Source organism: Kitasatospora sp. NPDC096140 (genome assembly GCF_040303045.1).
Classification (GTDB): domain Bacteria; phylum Actinomycetota; class Actinomycetes; order Streptomycetales; family Streptomycetaceae; genus Kitasatospora.
In genome coordinates this window covers 234,458-257,552 of sequence record NZ_JBEOUW010000005.1, presented here as the reverse complement: position 1 = coordinate 257,552, position 23,095 = coordinate 234,458, and the positions used below count along the sequence as shown (strand labels likewise).

At 74.6% G+C, this 23,095-nt stretch carries 18 protein-coding genes; 5 read left to right on the top strand and 13 right to left on the bottom strand.

Annotated elements, in window-relative coordinates:
* Positions 1-28 precede the first annotated feature (28 nt).
* Positions 29-652 carry an endonuclease gene (locus ABT048_RS07230; protein WP_350520301.1) on the top strand — a complete coding sequence of 208 codons (624 nt, stop codon included), beginning with the start codon at positions 29-31 and terminating at the stop codon, positions 650-652.
* A gap of 83 nt (positions 653-735) precedes the next feature.
* Here the strand turns inward: ABT048_RS07230 and ABT048_RS07225 are convergent, their stop codons facing one another.
* Positions 736-1,416, bottom strand: a complete 681-nt coding sequence (locus tag ABT048_RS07225; RefSeq protein WP_350520300.1) for a DUF6445 family protein — start codon at positions 1,414-1,416, stop codon at positions 736-738.
* A gap of 58 nt (positions 1,417-1,474) precedes the next feature.
* Positions 1,475-2,149, bottom strand: coding sequence for a TetR/AcrR family transcriptional regulator (locus tag ABT048_RS07220; RefSeq protein ID WP_350520299.1), 675 nt, complete (start codon positions 2,147-2,149; stop codon positions 1,475-1,477).
* A 178-nt stretch (positions 2,150-2,327) separates the two neighbouring features.
* Between ABT048_RS07220 and ABT048_RS07215 the strand changes: the two genes are divergently transcribed.
* Both ABT048_RS07215 and mca read left to right on the top strand, forming a co-directional pair.
* Positions 2,328-3,776: an MDR family MFS transporter gene (locus tag ABT048_RS07215; RefSeq protein WP_350520298.1), complete on the top strand. Its 1,449-nt coding sequence runs from the start codon at positions 2,328-2,330 to the stop codon at positions 3,774-3,776.
* Between the two features lie 104 nt (positions 3,777-3,880).
* Positions 3,881-4,795 carry a mycothiol conjugate amidase Mca gene (mca, locus tag ABT048_RS07210; RefSeq protein ID WP_350520297.1) on the top strand — a complete coding sequence of 305 codons (915 nt, stop codon included), beginning with the start codon at positions 3,881-3,883 and terminating at the stop codon, positions 4,793-4,795.
* 92 nt (positions 4,796-4,887) lie between these two features.
* Here mca and ABT048_RS07205 read toward each other — a convergent pair whose 3' ends face one another.
* Positions 4,888-6,399 carry an extracellular catalytic domain type 1 short-chain-length polyhydroxyalkanoate depolymerase gene (locus tag ABT048_RS07205; protein ID WP_350520296.1) on the bottom strand — a complete coding sequence of 504 codons (1,512 nt, stop codon included), beginning with the start codon at positions 6,397-6,399 and terminating at the stop codon, positions 4,888-4,890.
* 218 nt (positions 6,400-6,617) lie between these two features.
* On the opposite strand from ABT048_RS07205, the gene ABT048_RS07200 reads away from it, so the two are divergent.
* Positions 6,618-7,166 (top strand): PaaI family thioesterase, encoded by a 549-nt coding sequence (locus ABT048_RS07200; RefSeq protein ID WP_350520295.1) that lies wholly within the window; start codon positions 6,618-6,620, stop codon positions 7,164-7,166.
* 189 nt (positions 7,167-7,355) lie between these two features.
* Here the strand turns inward: ABT048_RS07200 and ABT048_RS07195 are convergent, their stop codons facing one another.
* The 3 genes from ABT048_RS07195 to ABT048_RS07185 all read right to left on the bottom strand — a co-directional run bounded on the left by ABT048_RS07195 (position 7,356) and on the right by ABT048_RS07185 (position 10,378).
* The gene (locus ABT048_RS07195; protein ID WP_350520294.1) at positions 7,356-8,354 is read right to left on the bottom strand and encodes a YdcF family protein; all 999 of its coding nucleotides are present in this window, start codon (positions 8,352-8,354) and stop codon (positions 7,356-7,358) included.
* 97 nt (positions 8,355-8,451) lie between these two features.
* A complete protein-coding gene (gene pip / locus ABT048_RS07190) occupies positions 8,452-9,405 on the bottom strand; it encodes a prolyl aminopeptidase (RefSeq protein WP_350520293.1) in 954 nt (317 codons plus the stop codon).
* A 190-nt stretch (positions 9,406-9,595) separates the two neighbouring features.
* Positions 9,596-10,378, bottom strand: a complete 783-nt coding sequence (locus ABT048_RS07185) for a TetR/AcrR family transcriptional regulator (protein WP_350520292.1) — start codon at positions 10,376-10,378, stop codon at positions 9,596-9,598.
* Positions 10,379-10,503: 125 nt separating this feature from the next.
* Here ABT048_RS07185 and ABT048_RS07180 point away from each other — a divergent pair, with 125 nt between their 5' ends.
* Positions 10,504-12,153 carry an MFS transporter gene (locus ABT048_RS07180; RefSeq protein WP_350520291.1) on the top strand — a complete coding sequence of 550 codons (1,650 nt, stop codon included), beginning with the start codon at positions 10,504-10,506 and terminating at the stop codon, positions 12,151-12,153.
* Positions 12,154-12,176: 23 nt separating this feature from the next.
* On the opposite strand, the gene ABT048_RS07175 is transcribed toward ABT048_RS07180, so the two are convergent.
* The 7 genes from ABT048_RS07175 to ABT048_RS07145 all read right to left on the bottom strand — a co-directional run bounded on the left by ABT048_RS07175 (position 12,177) and on the right by ABT048_RS07145 (position 22,985).
* The gene (locus tag ABT048_RS07175) at positions 12,177-13,055 is read right to left on the bottom strand and encodes a lysophospholipid acyltransferase family protein (RefSeq protein ID WP_350520290.1); all 879 of its coding nucleotides are present in this window, start codon (positions 13,053-13,055) and stop codon (positions 12,177-12,179) included.
* On the bottom strand, positions 13,052-13,912 hold the full coding sequence (locus ABT048_RS07170) for a GNAT family N-acetyltransferase (RefSeq protein WP_350520289.1): 861 nt from the start codon (positions 13,910-13,912) through the stop codon (positions 13,052-13,054). Before ABT048_RS07170 ends, ABT048_RS07175 begins: the two co-directional genes overlap by 4 nt.
* 433 nt (positions 13,913-14,345) lie before the next feature.
* Entirely contained in the window at positions 14,346-15,749 is a 1,404-nt protein-coding gene (locus tag ABT048_RS07165; RefSeq protein WP_350520288.1) for a serine hydrolase domain-containing protein, read from the bottom strand.
* Positions 15,750-15,917: 168 nt separating this feature from the next.
* Positions 15,918-17,309: a M1 family metallopeptidase gene (locus ABT048_RS07160; RefSeq protein ID WP_350520287.1), complete on the bottom strand. Its 1,392-nt coding sequence runs from the start codon at positions 17,307-17,309 to the stop codon at positions 15,918-15,920.
* The gene (locus ABT048_RS07155) at positions 17,291-21,181 is read right to left on the bottom strand and encodes a Pls/PosA family non-ribosomal peptide synthetase (protein ID WP_350520286.1); all 3,891 of its coding nucleotides are present in this window, start codon (positions 21,179-21,181) and stop codon (positions 17,291-17,293) included. Before ABT048_RS07155 ends, ABT048_RS07160 begins: the two co-directional genes overlap by 19 nt.
* A 437-nt stretch (positions 21,182-21,618) precedes the next feature.
* Entirely contained in the window at positions 21,619-22,485 is an 867-nt protein-coding gene (locus tag ABT048_RS07150; RefSeq protein ID WP_350520285.1) for an NmrA family NAD(P)-binding protein, read from the bottom strand.
* Positions 22,482-22,985: a hypothetical protein gene (locus ABT048_RS07145; protein WP_350520284.1), complete on the bottom strand. Its 504-nt coding sequence runs from the start codon at positions 22,983-22,985 to the stop codon at positions 22,482-22,484. The genes ABT048_RS07150 and ABT048_RS07145 overlap by 4 nt, the downstream gene beginning before the upstream one ends.
* Positions 22,986-23,095: the final 110 nt, after the last annotated feature.

Sequence of the window (23,095 nt, the reverse complement as noted above, 5' to 3'; positions counted from 1 at the left end):
TCCGGGCAAGCGTGGGAGGGAGGAGGTGATGGCCGTGGAGACGACCGTTTCCGAGCTGCTGGACCGGTTCGGCCGCACCTACGCGGAGGAGGCCGGGATCACGCTGCGCGACAAGCCCTCGCCGCTCTACCGGCTGCTCGTCCTGACCGTGCTGTGCTCCGTGCGGATCAGCGCCGGCACCGCGACGTCAGCGGCGCGCGAGCTGTCGGCGGTCGGGCTGCGGACGCCGCGCGCGATGGTCGGTGCCCGGCGCGGCACGCTCATCGCCGCGCTCGGCCGGGCCCACTACGTGCGGTACGACGAGAGCACCGCCACCGCGCTCGGGGAGGGCGCCGAGCTGCTGCTCGACCGCTGGCACGGTGACCTGCGGCGGCTGCGGGAGGAGGCCGGCGGCGAGTCGGGGCGGATCGGGGAGCTGCTGCAGGAGTTTCCCCGCATCGGGCCGGTCGGGGCCGGGATCTTCCGGCGCGAGGCGCAGGCGGTCTGGCCGTCACTGCGGCCGTACTTCGACGAGCGGGTGCTGACGGAGGCCCGGACGCTGGGGCTGCCGACGAGCCCCGCGGGGTTGGCGGCGCTCGTGGGGGCGAAGGACCTGGCCCGGTGGGCGGCGGCGCTGACGCGGGCGAGCCTGGCGCACGTCGGGGCTTCCTGAGCCGCCCGGCGGCGTGCGCCGCGGCGTAGGGCCGGCGAGCCATCGAGCCCGCAGGGCCGTTGCGCCGTCGGGCCGTCACACCGTCAGGCCATCCAGAAGAACACCGCCGTCATCCGGCGCTCCGCCAGCTCGTTGCCGTAGTAGCCGGTGGCGCTGTGGATCAGGTTGGCGTTGTAGAGCAGCAGTTGGTTGTAGCGGTTGGGGACGCGGACGTCCTCGACGAAGTGGTCGGCGGGCACGCGGCGGGTGCCGAGAGCCTCGACGAGGTTGTTGTGCGGGGCGTCGACCACGTTGCCGCCGAGGCGGCCGCCGGGGAACTGCTGGCGGTAGAAGCTGGTGCCGGCGTCCTTGGGGGCGCCCGGGCTGAGGTAGAGCACGGCGGCGTAGCGGCAGAGCGCACGGGAGTCGGTGTGCGGGCGGGACTCCGACTCCCCGGCGCCGACCACCTGGACGCAGTTGTGGTTGAGCGTGCCGCCGCCCGGGGTGCTCTGCACCCAGAGCCGGGAGGCGCCGGTGGCCTTGCGGACCAGGGCCTCGACCCGGGCCAGTTCGTCGGGCTCCAGGCCCGGCATGGTGCGCAGGCCGGGCCAGGTCTCGGGACGGTGCGGGTATCCCTCGGTCCACTCGCCGCGGGCCAGGCAGCGCTCACGGACGGCGTCCGGATCGGGCAGGACGTCGTTCAGGACCCAGTAGTCGCGGCCCCGGGTGGGCTTGCGGTACGGCAGGACCGGCAGCGTGGTGGGCCTGATGGGCTGTGAGGGCATGGGCCGACGATAGAGGCGGTGATCGTCAATCTTCTGCCGTGAGCAGGTCAACCTTTCGTCAAGGGTTCTCCGTTCCGGCCGGACCGCCGGGTTCCCGTACGGCGAAGCCGCCCAGCGCGCCCTCCAGGCGGTCGTAGGCCTGCACGGCCGAGGGGCGCACCGCGGCGGCGATCGCGGCGGGCGCCTCGTCGGCCAGGACGCGACGGAGCACCTCGGTGAACACCGCCCGGTCGACGGCGGCGAGCAGCGCGGCGGCGACCCGGCTCTCGAAGCCGACGGGTCTCTCGTGCGCGGCCTCGGCGAGCGCCTCGGCGAGGGCCGTCTCGCTCTGCTCGTGCACCTCGCGCAGCCGGGCGGCCAGGGCGGGGCTGTCGAAGACCGTGCGGACGAACGCCGGGCCGGAGAAGCCGAGCCGGGCGTCGTGGCGGTCGATCCCGGCCAGGCAGTCGCGGCGCAGCGCGGCGAGCGCGGACTCGCCGGGCGCGCGCTCGGCGACGGCCCGGGCGAGCCGGCCGACGAGCTCCTCGTGCAGGTCGAAGAAGAGGTCCTCCTTGCGCGGGAAGTGGTTGGTGACGGTCATCTTGGCGACGCCCGCGGCGGCCGCGACCTCGGCGATGGTCGTCCGGTCGAAGCCCTGCTCGATGAAGAGCCTGGTCGCGGCGTGCGAGATCGCCTCGCGGGTGCGGCGCTTGTTGAGCTCGCGGAGGTTCGGCGTGGTCCCGGTCTCGGTCATGGCGGGGAGCCTAGCGCAGGTCGCTGGGTCGGGTACAGGAATTAGGCTTGACCCAATCACTGTGTCCATCCTAAGTTCTTCTCGGGCGGTCGGGGTGACCGCCGGGGCGACCGCCCGCCGGAGTGACATCCGGAGGGTCGGAGGGCGGTTCGCTCAAGGGCTGCCAAGGGGAGGGCGCATGACCACATCCGTCACTGCGAAGGGCCGCGGGGGAGTCCGCGCACCGGAGCCGGAGGCGATTCCGCCGGGCCTGTGGAAGATGGCCTCGGTACTCGCGCTGGGCCCGATCCTGGCGCTGCTGGACGCCACGATCGTGAACGTCGGCATCGACTCCGTCGGCCGCGATCTGCACAGCTCGATCGCGGCGGTGCAGTGGGTGGCCACCGGGTACCTGCTGGCGATCTCGTTGACCATGCCGCTCTCGGGCTGGGCCGCCGGCCGGTTCGGGGCCCGGCGGGCGTGGCTGGCCTCGGTCGTCCTGTTCGTCCTCGGATCGGCGCTGTGCGGCCTGGCCTGGTCGACGGGCAGTCTGATCGCCTTCCGGGTGCTGCAGGGGATCGGCGGCGGGATGATCCAGCCGCTCGGCCAGGCGATCATCGTACAGGCGGCCGGGCCGTCCAGGGTCGGGCGCGTGATGGGCACCCTGATGCTCCCGATCAGCCTGGCGCCCGTCCTGGGGCCGATCCTCGGCGGGCTGGTGCTGGAGCACCTCGACTGGCGGTGGATGTTCCTGCTGAACATCCCGGTCGGGTTGCTGACGCTGCTGCTGGCCGCCCGCTGGCTGCCGGCCGACGAGGCGTCCGAGGCGCCGAAGCCCCGGCTGGACGTGACCGGCCTGCTGTTGCTCTCGCCCGGCCTGACCGGACTGCTCTACGGGTTCTCGACGATCGGTGACGGCGGGTCGGTCGGCTGGGCCGTCCTCGCCACGGGGGCCGTGCTGGTGGCGGTCTACGGCGGGTACGCGCTGCGGCTGGGGCGTGGCGGTGTCCGGACGCCGCTGATCGACCTGCGGTTGTTCGCCCGGCGCGGCTTCTCCGTGGCCACGGCGAACAGCTTCCTGCAGGGCGCCGCGCTCTACAGCTCGATGTTCCTGGTGCCGCTCTACTACCAGCAGGTGCAGCACGCCGGGGCGGTGGAGGCCGGACTGCTGCTCGCGCCGCAGGCCCTCGGCACGGCGGTCACCGCGATGCTGGCCGCCCGAATAACCGACCGCTTCGCGCCCCGTCCGCTGATCATGATCGGTATCGCCTGCTCGCTGGTCGGCACGCTCGCCTTCACCCGGCTGGGAAGTGGCTCCGATCCCGCTCACTGGCTGATCGCCGGCTCGCTGGCGCTGCGCGGCGCGGGCATGGGGATCATTGCGATCCCCGGCCTGGCGGCGGTGTACGGGAGCGTCGAGAAGGCCCAGGTCCCGGCGGCGGCCGGCGCGGTCAACGTGCTGAACCGGGTCGGCGGGGCGCTCGGCACGGCCGTGCTGACGCTGGTCCTCCAGCAGGCACAGCACGGTCATCCGGAGCGGCCGGGCGCGGCCTTCGGGGAGACCTTCTGGTGGGTGCTGGCCCTGTCCGCGCTGGCGATCGCACCGGCCTGGCTCTACCCGAACACCCGTAAGAACAACGATGTCTGACCAGTCGCCAGCAAGTCCTTCCCAGTCCGCGGCCCTTGAGTGGCCGCCCTGGACCGACAGTCCTTCGGTCGACTGATCGACCCCTCGATCCCATGGAGGTCCCCGTGTTCACCAAGCACCCCGGCGATCTGCGCCTGCTCACCGTGCACGCGCACCCCGACGACGAGTCGAGCAAGGGCGCGGCCACCCTCGCCCGTTACGCCGCCGAGGGGGTGGAGGTCCTGGTCGCCACCTGCACCGGCGGTGAGCGCGGCTCGGTGCTCAACCCGGCGATGGACCGCCCCGAGGTCCGGGCCGACCTCGCCCGGATCCGGCGTGAGGAGATGGCGGCCGCCCGGGAGATCCTCGGGGTGCGCCAGCAGTTCCTCGGTTTCATCGACTCCGGGATGCCGGGGCCGGACGAGCCGCTGCCCGAGGGCTGCTTCGCCGCCCAACCGCTCGACGTCGCCGCCGCGCCGCTGGTCGCGCTGATCCGCGAGTTCCGCCCGCACGTGGTGATCACCTACGACGAGACCGGCGGGTACCCGCACCCGGACCACGTGATGACCCACCGGGTCACCGTGGCGGCGTTCGAGGCCGCCGCCGATCCCGCGCGCTACCCCGGGGCGGGCGAGCCCTGGCGGGCCTCCAAGCTCTACTACCACCTGGCGCTGTCCCGGGCCTGGTTCCAGGCGCTGCACGACGGCATGACGCAGCGCGGCGTCCCGTCGGCCATGGGCGAGTTGCTCGCCGAGTGGCCCGACACCCCGCCCGCCCTGGCGACCACCACCCGGATCGCGTGCGCCGAACAGTTCGCCGTACGGGACGCGGCGCTGCTGGCGCACGCCACCCAGGTCGCCCCGGGAGTCGCGTTCATGGCCCACCCCCGGGACATCGAGCGCGAGGTCTGGCCGACCGAGGACTACCACCTGGCCCGCAGCCTGGTGCCCGCAGCCGACGAGGCAGGCGGGGCCCTCGGGGCGGGCGGGGTCGAGAGCGACCTGTTCGCCGGGCTGCGGACGGGAGAGGGGGTGGGCTGAGCCCGGAGCCGGAGCCGGAGCCGGGGCCGGAGAGCGCCGCGGCGTTCGTGGGTGCCGCGTCGCTTGCCGTCAGCTCAGCACTGGCCGTCAGTTCAGCACTGGCCGTCGGCGAGGACGTAGTAGCTGGGGCCGGTCTGCTTGAGGGTGTGGGTGACGAAGGTGTTCCAGAGGCCCATGCTCTGGCCCGAGCCGAGCGCGTAGGTCAGGCCGCTGCTCTGGGTGGCGCGGCCGGCCAGCACCTGGTCGTAGTTGCTCGCGGTGAAACACCGGGGAGCGTTCCCGGAGGTGGTCGCGGTGACCGCCGTCGATCGGGCGCCCACCGTGCCGGTCGCGTCGACCGCCGCCACGGCGTAGCCGTAGGTCGTGCCGGCGGCGAGACCGGTGTCGGTGAACGACGGTCCGTCGGTGCCGGCGACCTGGCTGCCGTCGCGGTAGACCCGGTACGAGGCCGCACCGCTGACGGCCTGCCAGCCGAGGGTGATGGAGTTCGCCCCGGCCGGGCTCGCGGTCAGCCCGATCGGGGCGGGCAGGCCGGGGGAGGTCGGTCCGGTGCCGCCGTCCAGGCCCCAGAACTGGGCGGTGTAGTAGCTGGAGCAGATGGTGTCGAGGAAGTAGGCGCCGGTCGCCCCGCACCGGTCGTCGCCGGAGCCCGGGTGGACGGCCAGTCCGTGGCCCATCCCGCTGACCGTGAACAGTGCCACGACGGGGCGTCCGGCCGCGTCGGCGTAGAGCTCCTGGCTGGTGCCGCCCGGGAGGCTCCGGGTGCCGGCGGGCCGGGGGTCGACGCCCTGGACGTCGGTCCACTGGTCCCGCAGCTCGGTCGCGTTCACCGGCCGGACGACGGTGTCGGCGCTGCCCTGCCAGATCGCCACCCGGGGCCACGGTCCGGTGTAACCCGGGTACGCGGCCCGGACCTTGTCGCCCCACTGCGTCGGCGTGAGCCCCTGGTCGCTGTTCTGGCAGCCCGAGGCGGCGCCCTGGGTGGTGGCGCAGTGGGCGGGCAGACCGGAGTCGACCGCCCCGCCGGCGAACACGTCGGGGTAGTCGGCCAGCAGGTCGGCGGTCATCCCGCCGCCCGCGGAGAGCCCGGTCACGAACACCCGCCGGGCGTCCGATCCGTACAGGGCCTCGGCCTTGGTGACCATCTCGACCACCGACTCGGCCTCGCCGACGCCCCGGGCGTCCTTGCCCGCGTCGAACCAGCTGAAGCAGGACAGGCTGTTGTTGGCGCTGCTCGTCTGCGGAAACACCACGGCGAAGCCGTACCGGTCGGCGAACGTGGTCCAGCCGGAGTCGCGGTAGTAGTCGGTGGCGCTCTGCACACAGCCGTGCAGGGCGACCACCAGGGGCGCGCCGGCGGGCAGCGCGGCGGGGGTGTAGGTGTACATCGCCAGGTTGCCCGGGTTCGGACCGAACCCGGTGACCTGCTGGAACGTCCCGCTCACGGCGGCGGCCGCGGCGGCCGCGGCGGTGGTCGTGGTCGCGGCGGGGACGGTCGCGGTCGCGGTCGCGGCGGTGAAGGTGGAGGCGCCGGCGGGCGCGGCGGCGGGGACCGCGAGGGCGGCAACGGCCAACAGCGCTGCGGCGAAGGGGCGCAGGGGCATCGGTACTCCTGGGTGGGGGAGGAGCGGGGGCGGATCCCGTGCAGCGTGGCGCGCCGCGCACCCCGGAGCCATGTGGTGGTCACCCGAGGTCCGCCGCCCGCGCATGGCGCGATCCGCCATGGTTCGACCATCGCGCCGGGCGCGGGTCGAACGGAGGTTGACCCGCCGTACACCGGAAGGCACTTGAGACGGATCACCGAACCGGGCAGGTTGATCACATGACGACTTCCGAGATCGACTCCGACGAGCAGCAGCGCCCGGACGGCCAGGAGCTGCGCACCCGGACCCACACCTGGACGGCCGGCCCGCCGATCGCCGAGTACTCCCACCTGACCGGAGAGGAGATCCTGCTGGAGTGGATCGCCGGGCGGATCCCGGAGCCCTCGATCTGCAGCACCATGGGCTTCCACCTCACCGAGGTGAAGCCGGGAACGGCCGTGTTCGAGGGCCACTTCGGCGACCACCTCCACAACCCGATGAACACCGTGCACGGCGGCTACCTGGCCACCCTGCTCGACTCGGCACTCGGCTGCGCCGTGCTGAGCAAGCTGCCCGCCGGGCTGGGTTACACGACCACCCAGCTGAATGTGCACATGCTGCGGCCCCTGTTCGCGGACTCGGCGCCGGTGCGCTGCGAGGCCGAGGTGCTGCACCTGGGCCGGACGATGGCGACCGCCGAGGCCCGGGTGATCGGCACGGAGAACGGCAAGCTCTACGCGCACGCCACCACCACGTGCGCCGTCCTGGCCCCCCGTCCGGCGGTCTGACGGGTCCGAGGAGCGGGCGAGCATTCGATGGGACGACCGTGCCCCGGCCGCAGAAGCAGCCGGGGCACGAGCCGGCGCAGCCACACGGAGCCCTGTGAACCCCGACGAAGCCCTACGCGACCCCGGCGGACCCTACGCACCCCGGCGGAACCCGGAACCCGGAACCCGGAACCCGGAACCAGGGCCGGCTCAGAGCGCCGCGAGCACCCCGCAGAGCGCGAGGAGGCCGCAGATCCCGAAGTTGACGAGCTTGTGCGCGAGGAACACCGCCGCGAACTCGCGGATGGTCGCGGTCGGCCAGTAGTACCGGGCGGTGGGCGAACCGAGGACGTGCCCGTTGACGCCGGTCTTGCGGGCGAGCAGCGCCGCCCGGAAGGCGTGGAAGTTGTTGGTGACCACGACGCACCGGTAGTCGGGCTTGGCCCGTTCCATGACGGCCTTGCTGAGGAGCAGGTTCTCCTCGGTGGTGCGCGAGCGGTCCTCCCGTTCGATGTGCTCGGCCGGGAAGCCGCGTTCGGTCAGGTAGTCGGCCATCGCGTGGGCCTCCGGCAGCTTCTCGTCCGGTCCCTGGCCGCCCGAGGTGATCAGCACCGGAGGGTTGCCCCGCGCGGCCTGCTTCTCGTACGCCTCGCGGCCCCGGTTCAGCCGGCTGGCCAGCAGCGGGGGGACGCGCTCGCCGTCGATCAGCCCGGAGCCGAGGACGACCACGAAGTCGACGTTCCGGCGCGGTCGGTGACGGCTGTACAGGAAGGCGTAGCCGACGAAGCAGACGAACAGGAACGAGACGTAGAGCACCACCAGGACGGCGGTGCCCGCCAGGACGGCGAGCCGCCGGGAGCCGGTGGCGAGAGCGGCGAGCAGCAGCAGGGTGACGGCGATGATGCCCAGCCCGGCGAGCAGTGACAGCAGGTTGGCGGGCCGCCGGCCCTCCTTGCGGATCATGGTCATCCCGTTGGCGATCAGGAACCAGACCAGGGCCACGGTGCCGAAGGCCGGCAGCAGGATGATCGCGGCCGCCACGCCCTCCACCACCAGGCTGGGTGCTCTGCGGAGTTCGGTGAGCAGGGCGAGCGAGAGGAGCGAGACGGCGATGCCGAGGAGGACGGCGTTGCTGAACCGGCGGCGGTCGCGCAGCACCCCGACTCCGAACAACAGGAAGAACAGGGCGGCCGGGGCGTAGGCGATCATGCGTCGTATCGTAGGGGGTCATTGGTATGGGCCACTTGGGACGAACGGGTCGGCCGTGCCCTCGCGGATCGCGGCCCGCCGGCCGGGCCCCGGGGGCTCAGGCGAAGCGCTCGATCGCGGCCAGGACCGCTTCCGTCATCCGCGGGCTCCCGGTGTGCCCGGACTCGTCGACGACGGTCAGGCGGGCGTCGGGCCAGGCCTTGGCGAGCTTCCAGGCGATGCCGAGCGGCGCGCCGAGGTCCAGCCGGCCGTGGATCAGTTCGGCCGGGATCCCGGCCAGCCGCCCGGCGTCGCGCAGCAGTTGACCGTCCTCCAGGAAGGCCCCGCGTGCGAAGTAGTGCGCGGTGATCCGGGTGAAGGCCATCAGGGCGTCGGAGGGGCGGTCGGAGTACGCGTTCGGCTTGCCCAGCGCCTCGTGCGAGATGACGGCGTCCTCCCAGGCGGCCCAGGCGTTGGCGGCGGCCCGTCGGACAGTCTCGTCGGGGCTGTCGAGCAGTCGGCTGTAGGCGGCGAGGAGGTCGCCGTCCCGGTCGGCGGCGGGCAGGAAGTCCCGGAACTCCTCCCAGGGGCCGGGGATCAGCCGGCTGACGCCCCGGTAGAGCCAGCCGAGTTCGTCGGCGTCGGTCGTGGTGACCCCGCAGATCACGATCCCGGAGACCCGCTCCGGATGGGCCTCGGCGTAGGCGAGGATCAGCGTGGAGCCCCAGGAGCCGCCGTACAGCAGCCACTTGTCGATGCCGAGGTGCGCCCGCAGCCGCTCCATGTCGGCGATCAGGTGACCGGTGGTGTTGTGCTCCATCCCGGTCGACGGATCGGCGGCGTGCGGCAGGCTCTGCCCGCAGCCGCGCTGGTCGAACTGGACGACGTGGTAGCGCTCCGGGTCGAAGTACCGCCGGGAGCCCGGGTTGTGGCCGGATCCGGGCCCGCCGTGCACCACCGCGGCCGGGGTCCCGGTCGGGTCGCCGGAGGCGTTCCAGTGCATCCGCTGTCCGTCGCCGACGTCCAACAGGCCCTGGGCGTACGGTTCGTAGAGCGGGTACGGGCCGGGCATCGGTGACTCCTCCGTGGTCGTACGGGCGGGCGCCCGGCGAGCCTACCCCGCAGTCCCGGTACGGGTGGGGCGGTCGGAAGCATCGGGCCGGGCCCGTGCACCCGGCCCGGCCCGGCCCGCTGCGGCCCGCCCCGGCCCGGTTCGACCCGGGCCGGCCCGGCAAGGCTCGCCCCGGCCCGGCCCCGTCCGATCAGCGCCGTTCCGGCGGCAGCAGCGTCGCGAGGCCGTCGAGGATGCGCTCCACGCAGAACTCGAACCGGACGTCGAGGTCGGGCTCGGTGAGGTCCCCGGCCAGCTCGACCAGGTTGGGGAAGACCTCCACGGGCAGGGCGCGGAAGCGGTCGCGAACGGCGGTGACGGCGTCGAGCCGGCTGGCGCCGCCGGCCTCGGCGGCCGAGATCGGCGACTGCTCCTGCAGGACGAAGCCCTGGACGAACGAGCTCAGCAGGTAGGTCGTCAGGGCGGCGTGCGCATCGGAGAACCCGGCCTCCCGCAGCCGGTCCAGCTGGTCCTCCAGCAGCCCGAACAGGTGGGGGCCGGGGGCGAGGCGGCCGGCGACGACCTTCGCGGCGTCCCGGTTGTCGTGCAGGAGCTGTCGGTGGCGCCAGCAGTAGCCGCGGAGCTGCACGCGCCAGTCGCCCTCGCGCGGCGGGGGCTCGGCCGAGGCCATGATCGCGTCGTTGAGCAGGTCGAGCAGCTCTTCCTTGTTGCGCACGTGCCAGTACAGCGAGGCCGCCTTGACGCCGACCTCGGCGGCGACCTTGCGCATCGAGAGCCCGGCGAGACCGTCCCGTTCCAGGACGCGCAGGGCCGCCTGGGCGAGGACCTCCCGGGTCAGGGCGGGCGTCCCGGGGCTCTTCTCCGGGGCGGCGGCGTCGTTCGCCGGTTCGGTCGCGCCGCTCCCTTGCGTGGTCGAACCGCTCCCTCGTGCGGTCGCGTTGTTCCCGTGCGTGGTCGTGTCGTTCTCCGCCATGGCCGTGCGGACGCCTCCCGTGCCGTCGTGGATGTCCCACTTGCAATCTAACACCGTTAGGGGCACTCTGTGGCTGTCGAATCAGCCCCTAACGGTGTTAGGGGCTCTTGCTCGGGAGGGAATCCATGGACGGGTCGAGCGCCCGCCGGAGGCGGCTCGCGCTGCTCACGCTCTGCGTCACCATGTTCATGTCCATGCTGGACAACGTCATCGTCAACAACGCCCTGCCCCGCATCGGGCAGGACCTGGACACCGGGATCAGCGGCCTGCAGTGGATCGCCGAGGGCTACAGCCTGGTCTACGCGGCCCTCGTGCTGACCGGTGGCGCGCTCGGCGACCGGTACGGCCGCACCCGGGTGTTCCGCCTCGGCCTCGCCCTGTTCACGGCGGGCTCGGCCCTCGCCGCCCTCGCCGGGACGATCGGCGTGCTGGTCGGCGCCCGGATGCTCCAGGGCGTCGGGGCGGCGCTGCTCACCCCCGGCAGCCTCGCCCTGCTGCGGCACGTCTTCACCGACGAGCGCGAGCGGGCCGGGGCCATCGCCACCTGGTCCGGGGTCTCCGCGCTCGGCCTCTCGGTCGGCCCGGTGGTCGGCGGCCCGATGGTCGAGCACCTCGGCTGGGCCAGCGTGTTCTGGATCAACGTGCCGATCGGTGCGGCCGGGCTGCTGCTCGCGGTGCGCGTCCTGCCGGACATCCCGCCGCGACCGCGCCGGATCGACCTCGGCGGCCTCGCGCTGTCCGCCACCGGCCTGGCACTGCTGGTCTACGCGCTGGTCGAAGGGCCGTCCCGGGGCTGGACCGATGACCGGGTGCTCGGCTGCGGCGCCGTGTCCGTCGTCCTGCTGAGCGCCTTCCTGGTGCTCGAACTGCGCCTCGCCGAGCCGATGCTGGAGCTTCGACTGTTCCGTGACGGGGCACTGGGCGGCGCGCTGCTCAGCGGATTCACGGTCAGTTTCGGGATGTTCGGCGCGCTGTTCTTCCTGCCGCTGATGATGCAGGGCACCCTCGGGTGGTCCCCGGCCGCGGCCGGCTACGCCGGGCTGCCGATGACCGCGATGCTGGTGGTCGCCGCGCCACTGTCCGGCCGGCTGACCGCGCGGTACGGCCCCCGGCCGCCGCTGGTGCTCGGCCTCGCCCTGTGCGCGGCCGGCCTCGGCGGCCTGGCGCTGTACGGCGACCACGCCCGCTACCCGCAGTACCTGTGGACGCTGTTCGCGATGGGCCTCGGAATGGGGCTGACCTTCACCCCGGTGTCGATCGCGGTGATGATGCGGGTCTCCCCGGCGCAGGCGGGGATGGCCTCGGCGACCGTCAACACGCTGCGGGAGCTCGGCGGTGTCCTCGGGATCGCCGTGCTGGGCGCCGTGCTGACCAACCGGTTGACGGACTCCCTGACGGCCGCCCTGCACCGGCTCGGCGTCCCGCCGGAGGCGGTCGGCCCGATCGCGGACGCGCCCGCCGGCGCGCTGCACGGCGCCGGCGGCCCCGGGGCGGCGGCGCCGTCGGCTCCCCTTCCCGGCCCGGTCCGGGACGCGGTGGACGGTGCGTTCATCGACGGCATTCACCTCGCCGTGCTCTGCGGCGCGGCAGCGCTCGCCGTCACCGCCGTCCTGGTCGCCGTACTGCTCGGCCGGGCGCGACCGGTCGTCCCGGGCGGTGCCGTCGCCGCCCGGCGCCCGCAGCCGGCGGACTCGGCAGAGCCGGCGGACCCGGCGGAGTCGCCGGCCTCGGCGGGATCGGCCGAGGCCCACGGGGCCGGGGCCCACCGGGCCTGACCGGCCGCCGTCGTGGCGGCCGGTCAGTGGATCCCCTCGACCGCCGCCTGTGCCGCGCGGGCCAGGTCGCGGCGGGCGCCCGCGCGGGTGGGCCGCGGGGCGGGCGGCGGGATCGGCGGCAGGAAGGTCACGTCGGCGACCAGCCCGCGCGCCGCGACCACCCGCGAGAGCGAGGTGAGCAGCCCGTCGTCCCCGATGAAGGCGGGGATGCTGGTGGGCCGCCCGTCCGCCAGCCGGTAGCGGATGGTCACCGGCTGGACGCAGGCGCCGGCCTCCACCGCGGCCTGGAACAGCGCGGGCCGGAAGCGACCGCTCTCCCGCCCGCACCAGGTCGAGCCCTCCGGGAAGACGATCACCGGGTGGCCGGCGCGCAGCACCTCGGCCACCGCGGTGACGGTCTGCGGCAGCGTCCGCAGCCGGTCGCGGTCCAGGAACACGGTGCCGCCCCAGGCGACCAGCGGGCCGAGCACCGGCCACCGCCGGACCTCGGTCTTGGCCAGCGATCGGCCGGGCCGTCCGGCGGCCAGCAGCGGGATGTCCAGCCAGGACACGTGGTTGGCCACCACGAGCACCCCGCCCCCGCCACCGGGCGCGGCGCCCCCGGACCACCCGTACCCGGACCCGGAATCGGACCCGGACCCGGGCCCGGACCCGGTGCCGGGCCCGGCGAGGTGGACGGTCACCCCGAGCGTGCGCAGCACGACGCGGGCCCAGAGCCGGATCAGCCGCTCCCGCCCGCCGTGGGGGATGAGGCGGACCGGCAGGCTGAGCGCCACCCCCGCCACGACCACCGCCAGACAGGCCGTCAGTCGCAGCACCCGCCGGGCGTGGGAGACCTCCGGCGAGGGGTCGGCCAGGCAGGTCTCCGGCCGGCAGGTCGCCGTGGGAAGCCAGACGCTCATGACGCGGTGCCCGTGCCGGGCATTCCGGCGAGGAAGTGCCGCAGGTAGCGCGGGTCGGTGCGCTCCAGCGAGAGCAGCACGTACAGGTCGGCGCAGTCGAAGTCCGGGTCGTACGCGGGCTCCCCGCAGACCCAGGCGCCGAGCCGCAGGTAGCCGCGGAGCAGGGCCGGCAGGGCTCCCCGCTCGGCGCGCGGCACACCGGTGGAGTCCCAGCGGCGGTGCGGGGCGACCCGGTACTCGACGGGGGCCAGGTGCTTGGCGCTGACGGTGTCCCAGACCCGGGCCGCGGTGGCGCCGCCGTCGTCGAGGCCGATCGAGCAGCAGCCGCCGACCCAGGTGTTGCCGGTGTCGGCGAGGTAGCGGGCGATGCCGCCCCACATCAGGTTGATGACGGCGCCGTTGCCCCGGTGGTCCGGGTGGATGCAGGAGCGCCCGAGCTCGACCAGGCCGGGGCGGACCGGCGCCAGGGCGGACAGGTCGAACTCGCCCTCGGAGTACAGCCCGCCGGCCCGCCGGGCCGCTTCGGGGCGCAGCAGCCGGTAGGTGCCGACGACGGTGCCCTGCTCGCCCTCGCGGACCAGGAGGTGGTCGCAGTACTCGTCGAACGGGTCGACGTCCAGGCCCGCGACCGGGCTGTGCAGGACGGCGCCCAGCTCGGCGCCGAACACCTGGTGGCGCAGTCGCTGGGCGGCGCGCACGTCGTCCTCGTCGCGGGCGAGGGAAACCGTGTAGGCGGGAGTGGCGGTGACGGTGGCGGGGGCCACGGCCAGGGCGGGCCGGCGGCGGGGGGCCGGGACCGTCGGGGCGTCGTGGGTGGGGGCTACTGCGGACGGAGCGTACGTGGGGACGGTGGTCATGGCGGACCCTCCAGGGCAGCACGATCGGCGGTGCCGAGGATCACCAGGGCACCGTCCCGGTCCGCAGGTGGTTGGGCATGGACGCGAACCGGTCTCGGTATGTTTTTCCGAGTCGGTTGGCATTCACGTTGCGGCCCGGCGGAGCGCAGATGTGCACCTGTTGAATGGGACCACCCGTGGCCCGCCGGTCACCTGCTCGGCACCGGGCGCTCGCCCGCAGGGGGTGGACAACGGGGGCGTACGGCTGCCTTTCCCGTACGCCCCCGCGGACCCGGTCACCCCGGCCACCCCGGCACCTCGCTCGCCCCCGTCGTCACCCCGCTCACCCCGGGGACCAGGGCCGGCCCACCCTGCTCACCGGTGCCGCAGGGCATCCTGGTTCACCCGGTGCCCGCAGGGCATCCTGCTCACCCGGTGCCCGCAGGCATCCCGCTCACATCGCCTGCCAGCCCTCCGGCTCGACGCCGCCCGGGACGGCGTCGGCCGGGCCGTACGGCTCGCGGGTGTAGACGAAGGAGCCGACGTCGAGGTGGCTGACCGTGCCGTCGGAGCGCCGGACCACCCGCAGGGTCTCGCCCGCGTAGTAGTTGTCCAGGCCGGTCCAGGTGCCGTCCGGCTCGGGCCGGAAGCGCGAGCCCCGGGTGCCGCCCGCGAGCTGGGTGAGCTCCAGGACGCCGCCGGGCCGCAGCCGCAGGACGTTCGGGGCGGCGCCCCAGTACCAGGGGCCGGTGAGCGCCAGCAGCTCCTGGTCGACCTCGGGCAGCGGCCGCCAGGGTTCGGGCAGCCGGGGCTCGTGCTCGGCGGTGAGTGCGATCAACTGGGCGGCCAGCAACGGGGTGCTGGGGCCGCTGGTGGCGTTGGCGAGGGCGTACGCGGCCAGTCCGTCGGCCGCGCTGACCCAGAGGCCCGCCGTGAACCCGGGCATCGAGCCGGAGTGCCCGTACAGCAACCGGCCCTCGTGGCGGTGCAGTTGCAGGCCGAGGCCGAAGGCGGTGGTCCACCCGTCGTCGAGCGGGGCGACGACGGGGCGGCGCATCTCGGCGAGCGTCCCGGTGGCGAGCACCTTGTCGTCGCCCGAGGCGAGGAAGGCCGCCCAGCGGGCCAGGTCGGCGCCGGTGGACCAGAGTTGGCCGGCCGGGCCCATCAGGCCGGTGTCGGTGAGCGGTTCGGGTCGCATGACGTCGGCCCACGGGTGGACGGCGAAGCCCCCGGCGTGCGGGTGCTCGGGCAGCAGCGTGGTGCGGTCCATGCCGAGCGGGGCCAGCACCTCGCGGCGCAGCACCTCGCCCCAGGGTTCGCCGCGCAGTTTCTCCACCAGCGCGCCGAGCAGCGCGTAGCCGGGGTTGGAGTAGTGGAGGAGGCGGCCGGCCGGGTGCTTGAGCGGGCGTTCGGCCTCCAGCAGGTCGGCCAGGCCGGGGCGCAGCGAGCCCTCGGTCCGCTCCCACCACGGGCCGGGGGTCTCGGCGGCGAGGCCCGAGGAGTGCGAGAGCAGCTGGGCGACGGTCGCGTCGTCGGCCGCGGTGCCGGGCAGGTGGCGGGCGAGCGGGTCGGCGAGGTCGAGCAGGCCCTCGTCGCGCAGCCGCAGCACCAGCACGGCGACGAAGGTCTTGGTGAGCGAGCCGATCCGGAACTGGACGTCGGGGGTGGGCGCGTGCCCGTCGATCATGCTGCGGGCGCCGCTCCACACCGGCTGCCCGTCCCGCACCACCCCGGCGACCACGGCGGGCGCGCGCCCCTCGGCCTGGGCGACGGCGACCCGGTGCAGCAGGGCGCGGCGGGTGACCGGCAGCAGCTCGGCGGGCAGGTCGGTCATGTGGTCTTCGAATGTCGTCGACATTGGACGGACAGTAGCCCAGTCCGGCCGCGCCTCCGACCGGATATACCGCGCCCCGACCGGACCCGCCACGCCCCGACCGGACGACCCGCGCCCCCGACCGGACCAGCCACGCCCCCGACCGGACGAGTCGCACGTCCGGCCGGGTGACCGCCCCGCCCCGACGCGGGCTCAGCCCGGCAGCGGCGGCAGTTCCGGCCGCTCCAGCCAGGCCTCGAAGAGCGGGCCGAGCGGGGTGGTGGTGTACCGGGAGGCGTGCGCCCGCAGGTCGGCGGTGTTCACCACGCCGTGCCGGTTGAGGCTCGTCCAGTCCCGCAGCATCGCGAAGAACGCGTCGTCGCCCAGCGTGCGCCGCAGCGCGTGCACAACGAGACCGCCGCGCTGGTACAGCCGGTCGTCGAACATCAGCTTCCGGGTCGGGTCGCCGAGGATCAGGTCCTGCGGCTGCCCGCCGAGCAGCGTGTGCGCGACGGCCGCGCGGGTGGCCGCGGCGGGGCCGCCGGCGTGCTCGGACCAGAGCCACTCCGCGTACTTGGCGAAGCCCTCGTTGAGCCAGATGTGCCGCCAGTCGGCGATCGTGACGCTGTTGCCGAACCACTGGTGGGCCAGCTCGTGCGCGATCAGCCGCTCGCGCTCCCAGCCGCCGCCGAGGTGGTTGGTGCCGAAGGTGGCGACGCCCTGCGCCTCCACCGGGACGTCCAGTTCCTCGTCGGCGAGGACGACCGCGTACTCGCCGAACGGGTACGGCCCGAAGACCTCGCCGAAGTAGCTCAGCATCTCGGGCTGCCGGGCGAAGTCCCGGGCGAACCCGTCGGCCAGCCGCTCCGGCACGTGCCCGGTCTGCGGCACGGCCGGCCGGGCGGCCAGCGGCACTGCCCGGTAGTGGCCGATCGACACCGTCACCAGGTACGTCGAGGTCGGCGCGCTCTGCTCGTACACCCAGGTCGTGCTGGACGCCCGGGTGGTGCGGGTCAGCAGCCGGCCGCTCGCCACCACGGTGAACGGGGACGGCGTGGTCACCGCGATCTGGTAGGTCGCCTTGTCGGCCGGCCGGTCGTTGCACGGGAACCAGGACGGCGCGCCGACCGGCTGGCTGGCCACCAGCGCGCCCTCGGTCAGCTCCTCCCAGCCCAGGCCGCCCCACGGGCTGCGCACCGGGCGAGGGTTGCCGGTGTAGTGCACCTCGACGGTGAACGCGGCGCCCGCCGCGAGCGGCTTCGCCGGGCGGATGCGGAGCTTGCCGGCGCGGTGGGTGTAGCGGGCGGCCCGGCCGTCGACGAGCACCCGCCCGATCCGGAAGTCGGCCAGGTCGAGCGCGAACTCCGCCAGGGCGGTGTCCGCGACCGCGCTCAGCCGGGCCGAGCCGGCCAGCCGGTTGGGGCCGGGCCGGTAGTCCAGCGTCAGCTCGTAGCGGTGCACCCGGTAGCGGTGGTCGCCGCTGTTCGGGAAGTACGGGTCCGGGGCGCCGGCGGCCGCGGGGGCGTGCTTGGACTTCACGGGGACGTGCGCTTCCTGCGGGCCGGGACGGGTGGTCGTCGAGGCGGTCATGACGTGGTCTGCCACACCTCGATGGGGTTGCCCAGCCACCGCGTGTCGGCGGGGACGGACTCGGCGCGCATCACCAGCGAGGCCGGGCCCAGCGTGCTGCGCGCGCCCACCGTGCTGCCGGGCAGCACGATTCCGCCCGGGCCCAGGGTGGCGCCCTCGCGGAGGACCACAGTATCCATCCGCATGATCCGGTCGTGGAAGAGGTGGGTCTGGACGACGCAGCCCCGGTTGATGCTGACGCCGTCGCCGAGGGTGACCAGGTCCGCCTCCGGCAGCCAGTAGCTCTCGCACCAGACGCCGCGCCCGACCTTCGCGCCGAGCCCGCGCAGCCACAGGTTCAGCACCGGCGTGCCCGGCACCGCGCCGACCAGCCAGGGCACCGCCAGCATCTCCACGAAGGTGTCCGCGAGCTCGTTGCGCCACACGAAGCCGCTCCACAGCGGGTGCTCCACCGCCCGGAACCGCCCGACCAGCAGCCACTTCGCGACCACCGCGACCACACAGGCCACCGCGCCGGCGCCCAGCAGCACCAGGCCCGACAGCAGCGCCGCGGTCAGCGGCGAGCCCGCCGCCAGCCAGGACAGCGCCGCCACCGTCAGCAGGCCCAGCGCCCCCGAGGCCAGCACCGGCACGACCCGGGCCACCTCGACCAGCCCGCGCGCCCACAGCAGCCGGGCCGGCGGCTCGTACGTCAGGCTCTGGTCGGCCTGGTCCGCCGAACGGGGCAGCCGCATCGGGGGCATGCCCAGGTACGAGCCGCCCTTCTTCGCCTTCGCCGGGGTCGCCGACAGTACGCCCACCAGGCCGCGCTTGGGCACCGAACGGCCCGGCGCGGTCATCCCCGAGTTGCCGAGGAAGGCCCGCTCGCCGACCTTCGCCTCGCCGAGCCGCACCCAGCCGCCGCCCAGCTCGTACGGGGCGATCAGGGTGTCGTCGGCCAGGAACGCGCCGTCGCCGACCGTGGTCAGGCTGGGCAGCGCCAGCACCGTCGAGACCTCGGCGTGCCGGCCGATCCGCATCCCGAGCGCCCGCAGCCACAGCGGCGTGACCAGCCCGGCGTACAGCGGGAAGAGCACCTCACGGGCCCGGTCCATCAGCTGGGTGACCGTCCAGGCCTGCCAGCCGACCCGCCCGTGCAGCGGGTGGGTGCCGGGCACCAGACCGATGCTGAGCAGCCGGACCAGCGCCAGCAGCTGCCCCGCGTACACCGCGCCGTACGCGAGGGTCGCGGGAAGCAGGCCGAGCAGCGCGCCGCCGAGCGCCGGGCCGAGCGCGTCGCCCTCGTGGACGAAGCGGGAGAGCACGGCGAGGCCGGCCAGGGCGGGCAGTGCCGGGAGCAGGCCGAGCACGGCACCGCTGGCGCCGTACAGCGCGGCCCAGCGGGCCCGGCGGTGCGGGCGCTCCTTGGGCCAGGTGCGCTCGGCGCGGCCCAGCTTGGCGGCGGGCGCGCCGCCCCAGCGCTGGCCGGTCGGCACCTGGCCGGTGACGCTGGAGCCGGCCACCACCTGGGCGCGCTTGCCGATCCGGGCACCGGGCAGCAGCGTCGAACGGGTGCCGACCACGGCGCCGGAGCCGACCTTGACCTGGCCGATCAGCAGCCGGTCGCCGTCCAGCCAGTAGCCGCACAGGTCCACCTCGGCCTCGACCGCGCAGCCGCGGCCCAGCTTGAGCATCCCGGTGACGGGCGGCAGCGAGTGCAGGTCGACGTCGGACGCGACCTTGCAGCCCAGCGCGCGGGCGTAGCGCACCAGCCAGGCGCCGGACAGCGAGGTGGCGCCGCTCAGCTCGGCGAGCCGCTCGGCGGCCCAGAGCCGCAGGTGGACGGCGCCGCCGCGCGGGTGGCTGCCGGGGCGCAGGCCGCGCAGCAGCAGCCGGGCGCCGCCCGCCGAGACCGCGAGCCGCCCCGCCGGGGTGTACAGGGCCAGCGCGCCCGCGCCGACCCACCACCAGGAGGCGGTGGGCGCCCACGGGTAGTCCCCGAGGTGCGTGAGCAGGTTCCCGGCCGCCAGCAGGGCGACCGTCCAGCGCAGGCCGACCACCGTGAACAGCGGGATCAGCAGGAGCAGCTGCAGCAGCTTGGCCCGGGTCGGCACCAGGGTGACGGTGCGGGCCTCGGCCCTGTCGGCGGCGGTGCGCTCCAGGTGCCGGGCGAGCTTGCGCAGCGTCGGGTTCTGGTAGATGTCGAGGACGGCCGCGCTCGGGTAGCGGGTGCGCAGCAGGGTGGTCAGCCGGGCGGCGGCCAGGCTGCCGCCGCCGATCGCGAAGAAGTCGTCGCGCGCGCCGCCGACCTTGATGCCGAGGATCTCGGACCACTGCTCGGCCAGCCACGCCTCGGTGCCGTACAGCTGCTCGCCGGGGCCGGCGGTCTCCAGGTCGGGCAGCGGCCAGGGCAGGGCGGCCCGGTCCACCTTGCCGGAGGTCCGGGTGGGCAGGGCCTCGACGGTGGCGAGCAGCGGGACGAGGGCGGCCGGCAGCTCGGCGCGCAGCCGCTCGACGGCCTGCTCGCGGTCGAAGCCGTCCTGGACCACCAGGTAGCCGACCAGCAGCTGGTTGCCGCCGCGCGCGGTCCGTACGGCGGCGGCCGCGCCCGCCACGCCGGGCAGGGCCTGCAGGGCCGCGTCGACCTCGCCGAGCTCGATCCGGCGCCCGCCCAGCTTGATCTGCTCGTCGGTGCGGCCGAGGAACAGCAGGCCGGCCGGGTCGGCCTGGACCAGGTCGCCGCTGCGGTAGGCGCGCTCCCAGCCCAGCGAGGGCAGCGGGGCGTACTTCTCGGCGTCCTTCTCCGGGTCGAGGTAGCGGGCCAGGCCGACCCCGCCGATCACCAGCTGCCCGGTGCCGCCGGGGGCGACCGGCTCGCCGGCCTCGTCCACCACGGCGAGGTCCCAGCCGTCCAGCGGCAGGCCGATGCGCACCGGGCCGTCGCCGGTGAGCAGCGCGGCGCAGGCGACCACGGTGGCCTCGGTGGGGCCGTAGGTGTTCCACACCTCGCGGCCCTCGGTGACCAGGCGCTGCACCAGCTCGGGCGGGCAGGCCTCGCCGCCGAAGATCAGCAGCCGCACCTCGTTCAGTGCCTCGGCCGGCCACAGCGCGGCCAGGGTCGGGACGGTGGAGACCACGGTGATCTCCTGCTCGGCCAGCCAGGGGCCGAGGTCGGCGCCGCTGCGCACCTGCGAGCGGGGCACGGGCACCAGGCAGGCGCCGTGCCGCCAGGCCAGCCACATCTCCTCGCAGGAGGCGTCGAAGGCCACCGACAGGCCGGCCATCACCCGGTCGCCGGGGCCGATCGGCTCGTCCTGGAGGAAGAGCGCGGCTTCGGCGTCGACGAAGGCGGCGGCGTTGCGGTGGCTGACGGCGACGCCCTTGGGCTTGCCGGTGGAGCCGGAGGTGAAGATGATCCAGGCGTCGTCGGCGGGGGTGGGGCGGCGTCCGACGGCGGGCGCGCGCTCGGCCGTGGTGGCGAGGGCACGGTCGGCGCCCAGCACGGCGGCGACACCGGCCTCGCCGAAGACCAGCTCGGCGCGCTCGTCCGGGTCCTCCGCGTCGACCGGCACGTAGGCGGCCCCGGCGGCGAGCACCGCGAGGATCGAGACGTACAGGTCGTTGGTGCCGGAGGGCACCCGCACGCCGACCCGGTCGCCGGGGGCGATCCCGGCGGCGGCCAGGCGGCGGCGCAGCTGCTCGACCTCGGCGGCCAGCGCGCGGTAGCTGAGCACGGCACGGCCGTCGTCCAGGGCCGGCTCGTCCGGGTGGGCGCGCACGGTGGCGTCCAGGACGTCCACCAGGGTGCGCGGCGCGGCGGCCGGGCGGCCCGGGAACAGGGCGCGCGGCGGCCGTGCGGTCTGCAGCGGTCGGCCGGGTTCGTTCGACTGGCTCGGTTCAGCTGTCATGGCAGCCCGTGCGCTCCTCGTCCTCGCCCCGTTCCGATCGATGCCCGGCCCTTGGGGGCGGTGGGACCACTCGCCGTAACCGGGTGACCCCACTCCGGGGCCGGAGCGGACAACCTGACCGATGGTAGCTCCGTATCTTCGGCGCTGCAGGAGGACGTGTGTGGCCAACTCGGCCGGAGGAGCGTGAATCTGACGTGACGTCAGATAGCAACTCGGGCTCGGTCAAACCAGTGTGACGACCGGTCAGTCGAATTGACGGTTCGTCAGATCGTATTTTCGATCGTGATCCACACCACAGCGAATGTTGCTCCCTCCGGGTGGCGGGCCCGGCGTTTCGGCCGTCCGTGGGCCCCTTTCGGCCCCGCGGCCCGGTCGGTCCGGGCGCCTTTCGGCCCTGCAGCCCGGTCGGTCCGGGCCCGCCACCGGGGGCGGGAGGGTCAGCGGAAGCGGTGCAGGTGCTCCTGGAGGAAGGCTTCCAGGGTACGCGGACTGCGCCCGGTGGCGAGGGTGTAGGAGCCGTCCGGGGTCTCCCGGCGGACCACGGCGAGCCGCTGGATCTCCACCACGTGGGCGGCGAGCCAGTCCGGCATCCCGGCCCGCGCGACCAGGTGGGCGTGCAGTTCGGCCGGGGCGAGGTCGAGGTAGCGGACCGGGCGGCCGAGCAGCTCGCCGAGCAGGGCGGTGAGCTCCGGGTGGCTGTAGGCCCGCCCGCCGGTGAGCGGATAGGCGCGGCCCGCCAGGTCCGGACGGGTGAGGACGTCGGCGGCGAGGTCGCCGATGTCCCGGACGTCCACGTAGTTGCAGCGCGCCGAGCCCGTCGCGCCGTGCACCACCCCGGCGGCGGCGATGCCGGGCGCCAGGAGCAGCAGCTTCTGCATGAACGCGTACGGGCGCAGGACGGTGGTGGTGACGTCGGAGGACCGCAGGCGCTCCTCGATCAGGTGGTGGCCGCGGGAGACCGCGACCGGGGAGTCCGGCTCCGCGGCGGGCGCGGAGACCTTCACGATGTGCTCCACCCCGCAGTCGAGGGCCGCGTCGATCGCGTTCAGCTCGTGGCGGACCTGGTCCGGGCTGTTGGCCATGGTGAGGAAGAGCTGGTGGGCGCCGTGGAAGGCGGTGCGCAGGGAGGCCGGGTCGGCGGCGTCGGCCGGGAACGGCTCGGTGAGGGCGAGCGTGCGCTCGTCCAGTCCGGCGGCCAGGCGGGCGGGGTCGCGGCTGAGCGCGCGGCTCGGGGCGCCGAGGGCGGTGAGGCTGCGCAGGGTGGCGCCGCCGGTGGCGCCGGCGGCGCCCATGATGACGATCATGATGTCTGCCTTTCGGGTCGGGGTGCGGTGTGTCGCGGTGCGGTGTGGAGCGGGTGCTGCGGTTCGCGGGTGCGACGGCTCCCGCGCCAGCGCCAGGTGGTGATGGTGGCGGCGATGGCGGCGGAGACCGGAAGGTCGATCGGCAGCCGTTTCGGCCACGGGCTGTCGGCGAGGGCCGGGACGTGCGGGAGCCAGCGCGCGGCGGCCAGGCCCACGGCGAGCCCCAGTACGGCGGCGGCCAAGCCGAGGGCGGCCGCCGCCACGGCGCGCGGGATCCGGGCGGGCCGGGTGCGGGGCGGGCGGCGGCGCAGCACGGCGCCGAGCGCGGCGGCCACGAGGGCCGAGGTGCCGCCGATGGTGGTGAGCGCGGCGACCACCAGTTGCCGCTGCCCGGTGACGGCTCCGCCGAGGCCGGCCGTCACGGCGGGCATGAGGTAGGCGACCAGGACCTCGCGCCACAGGACGAACGGCGGGGGAGCGCCGGGGGCCTTCTTGCTCATGGGGTGTCCTCACGTTCGGGGTGGTTGTTCCGGTGGATCTCATTAGGTGCCTAAGTATTTGTGCTTAGGTGCCTAACCAATGGGGCTTGAGAAAGGGCGGGCCGTCGGGC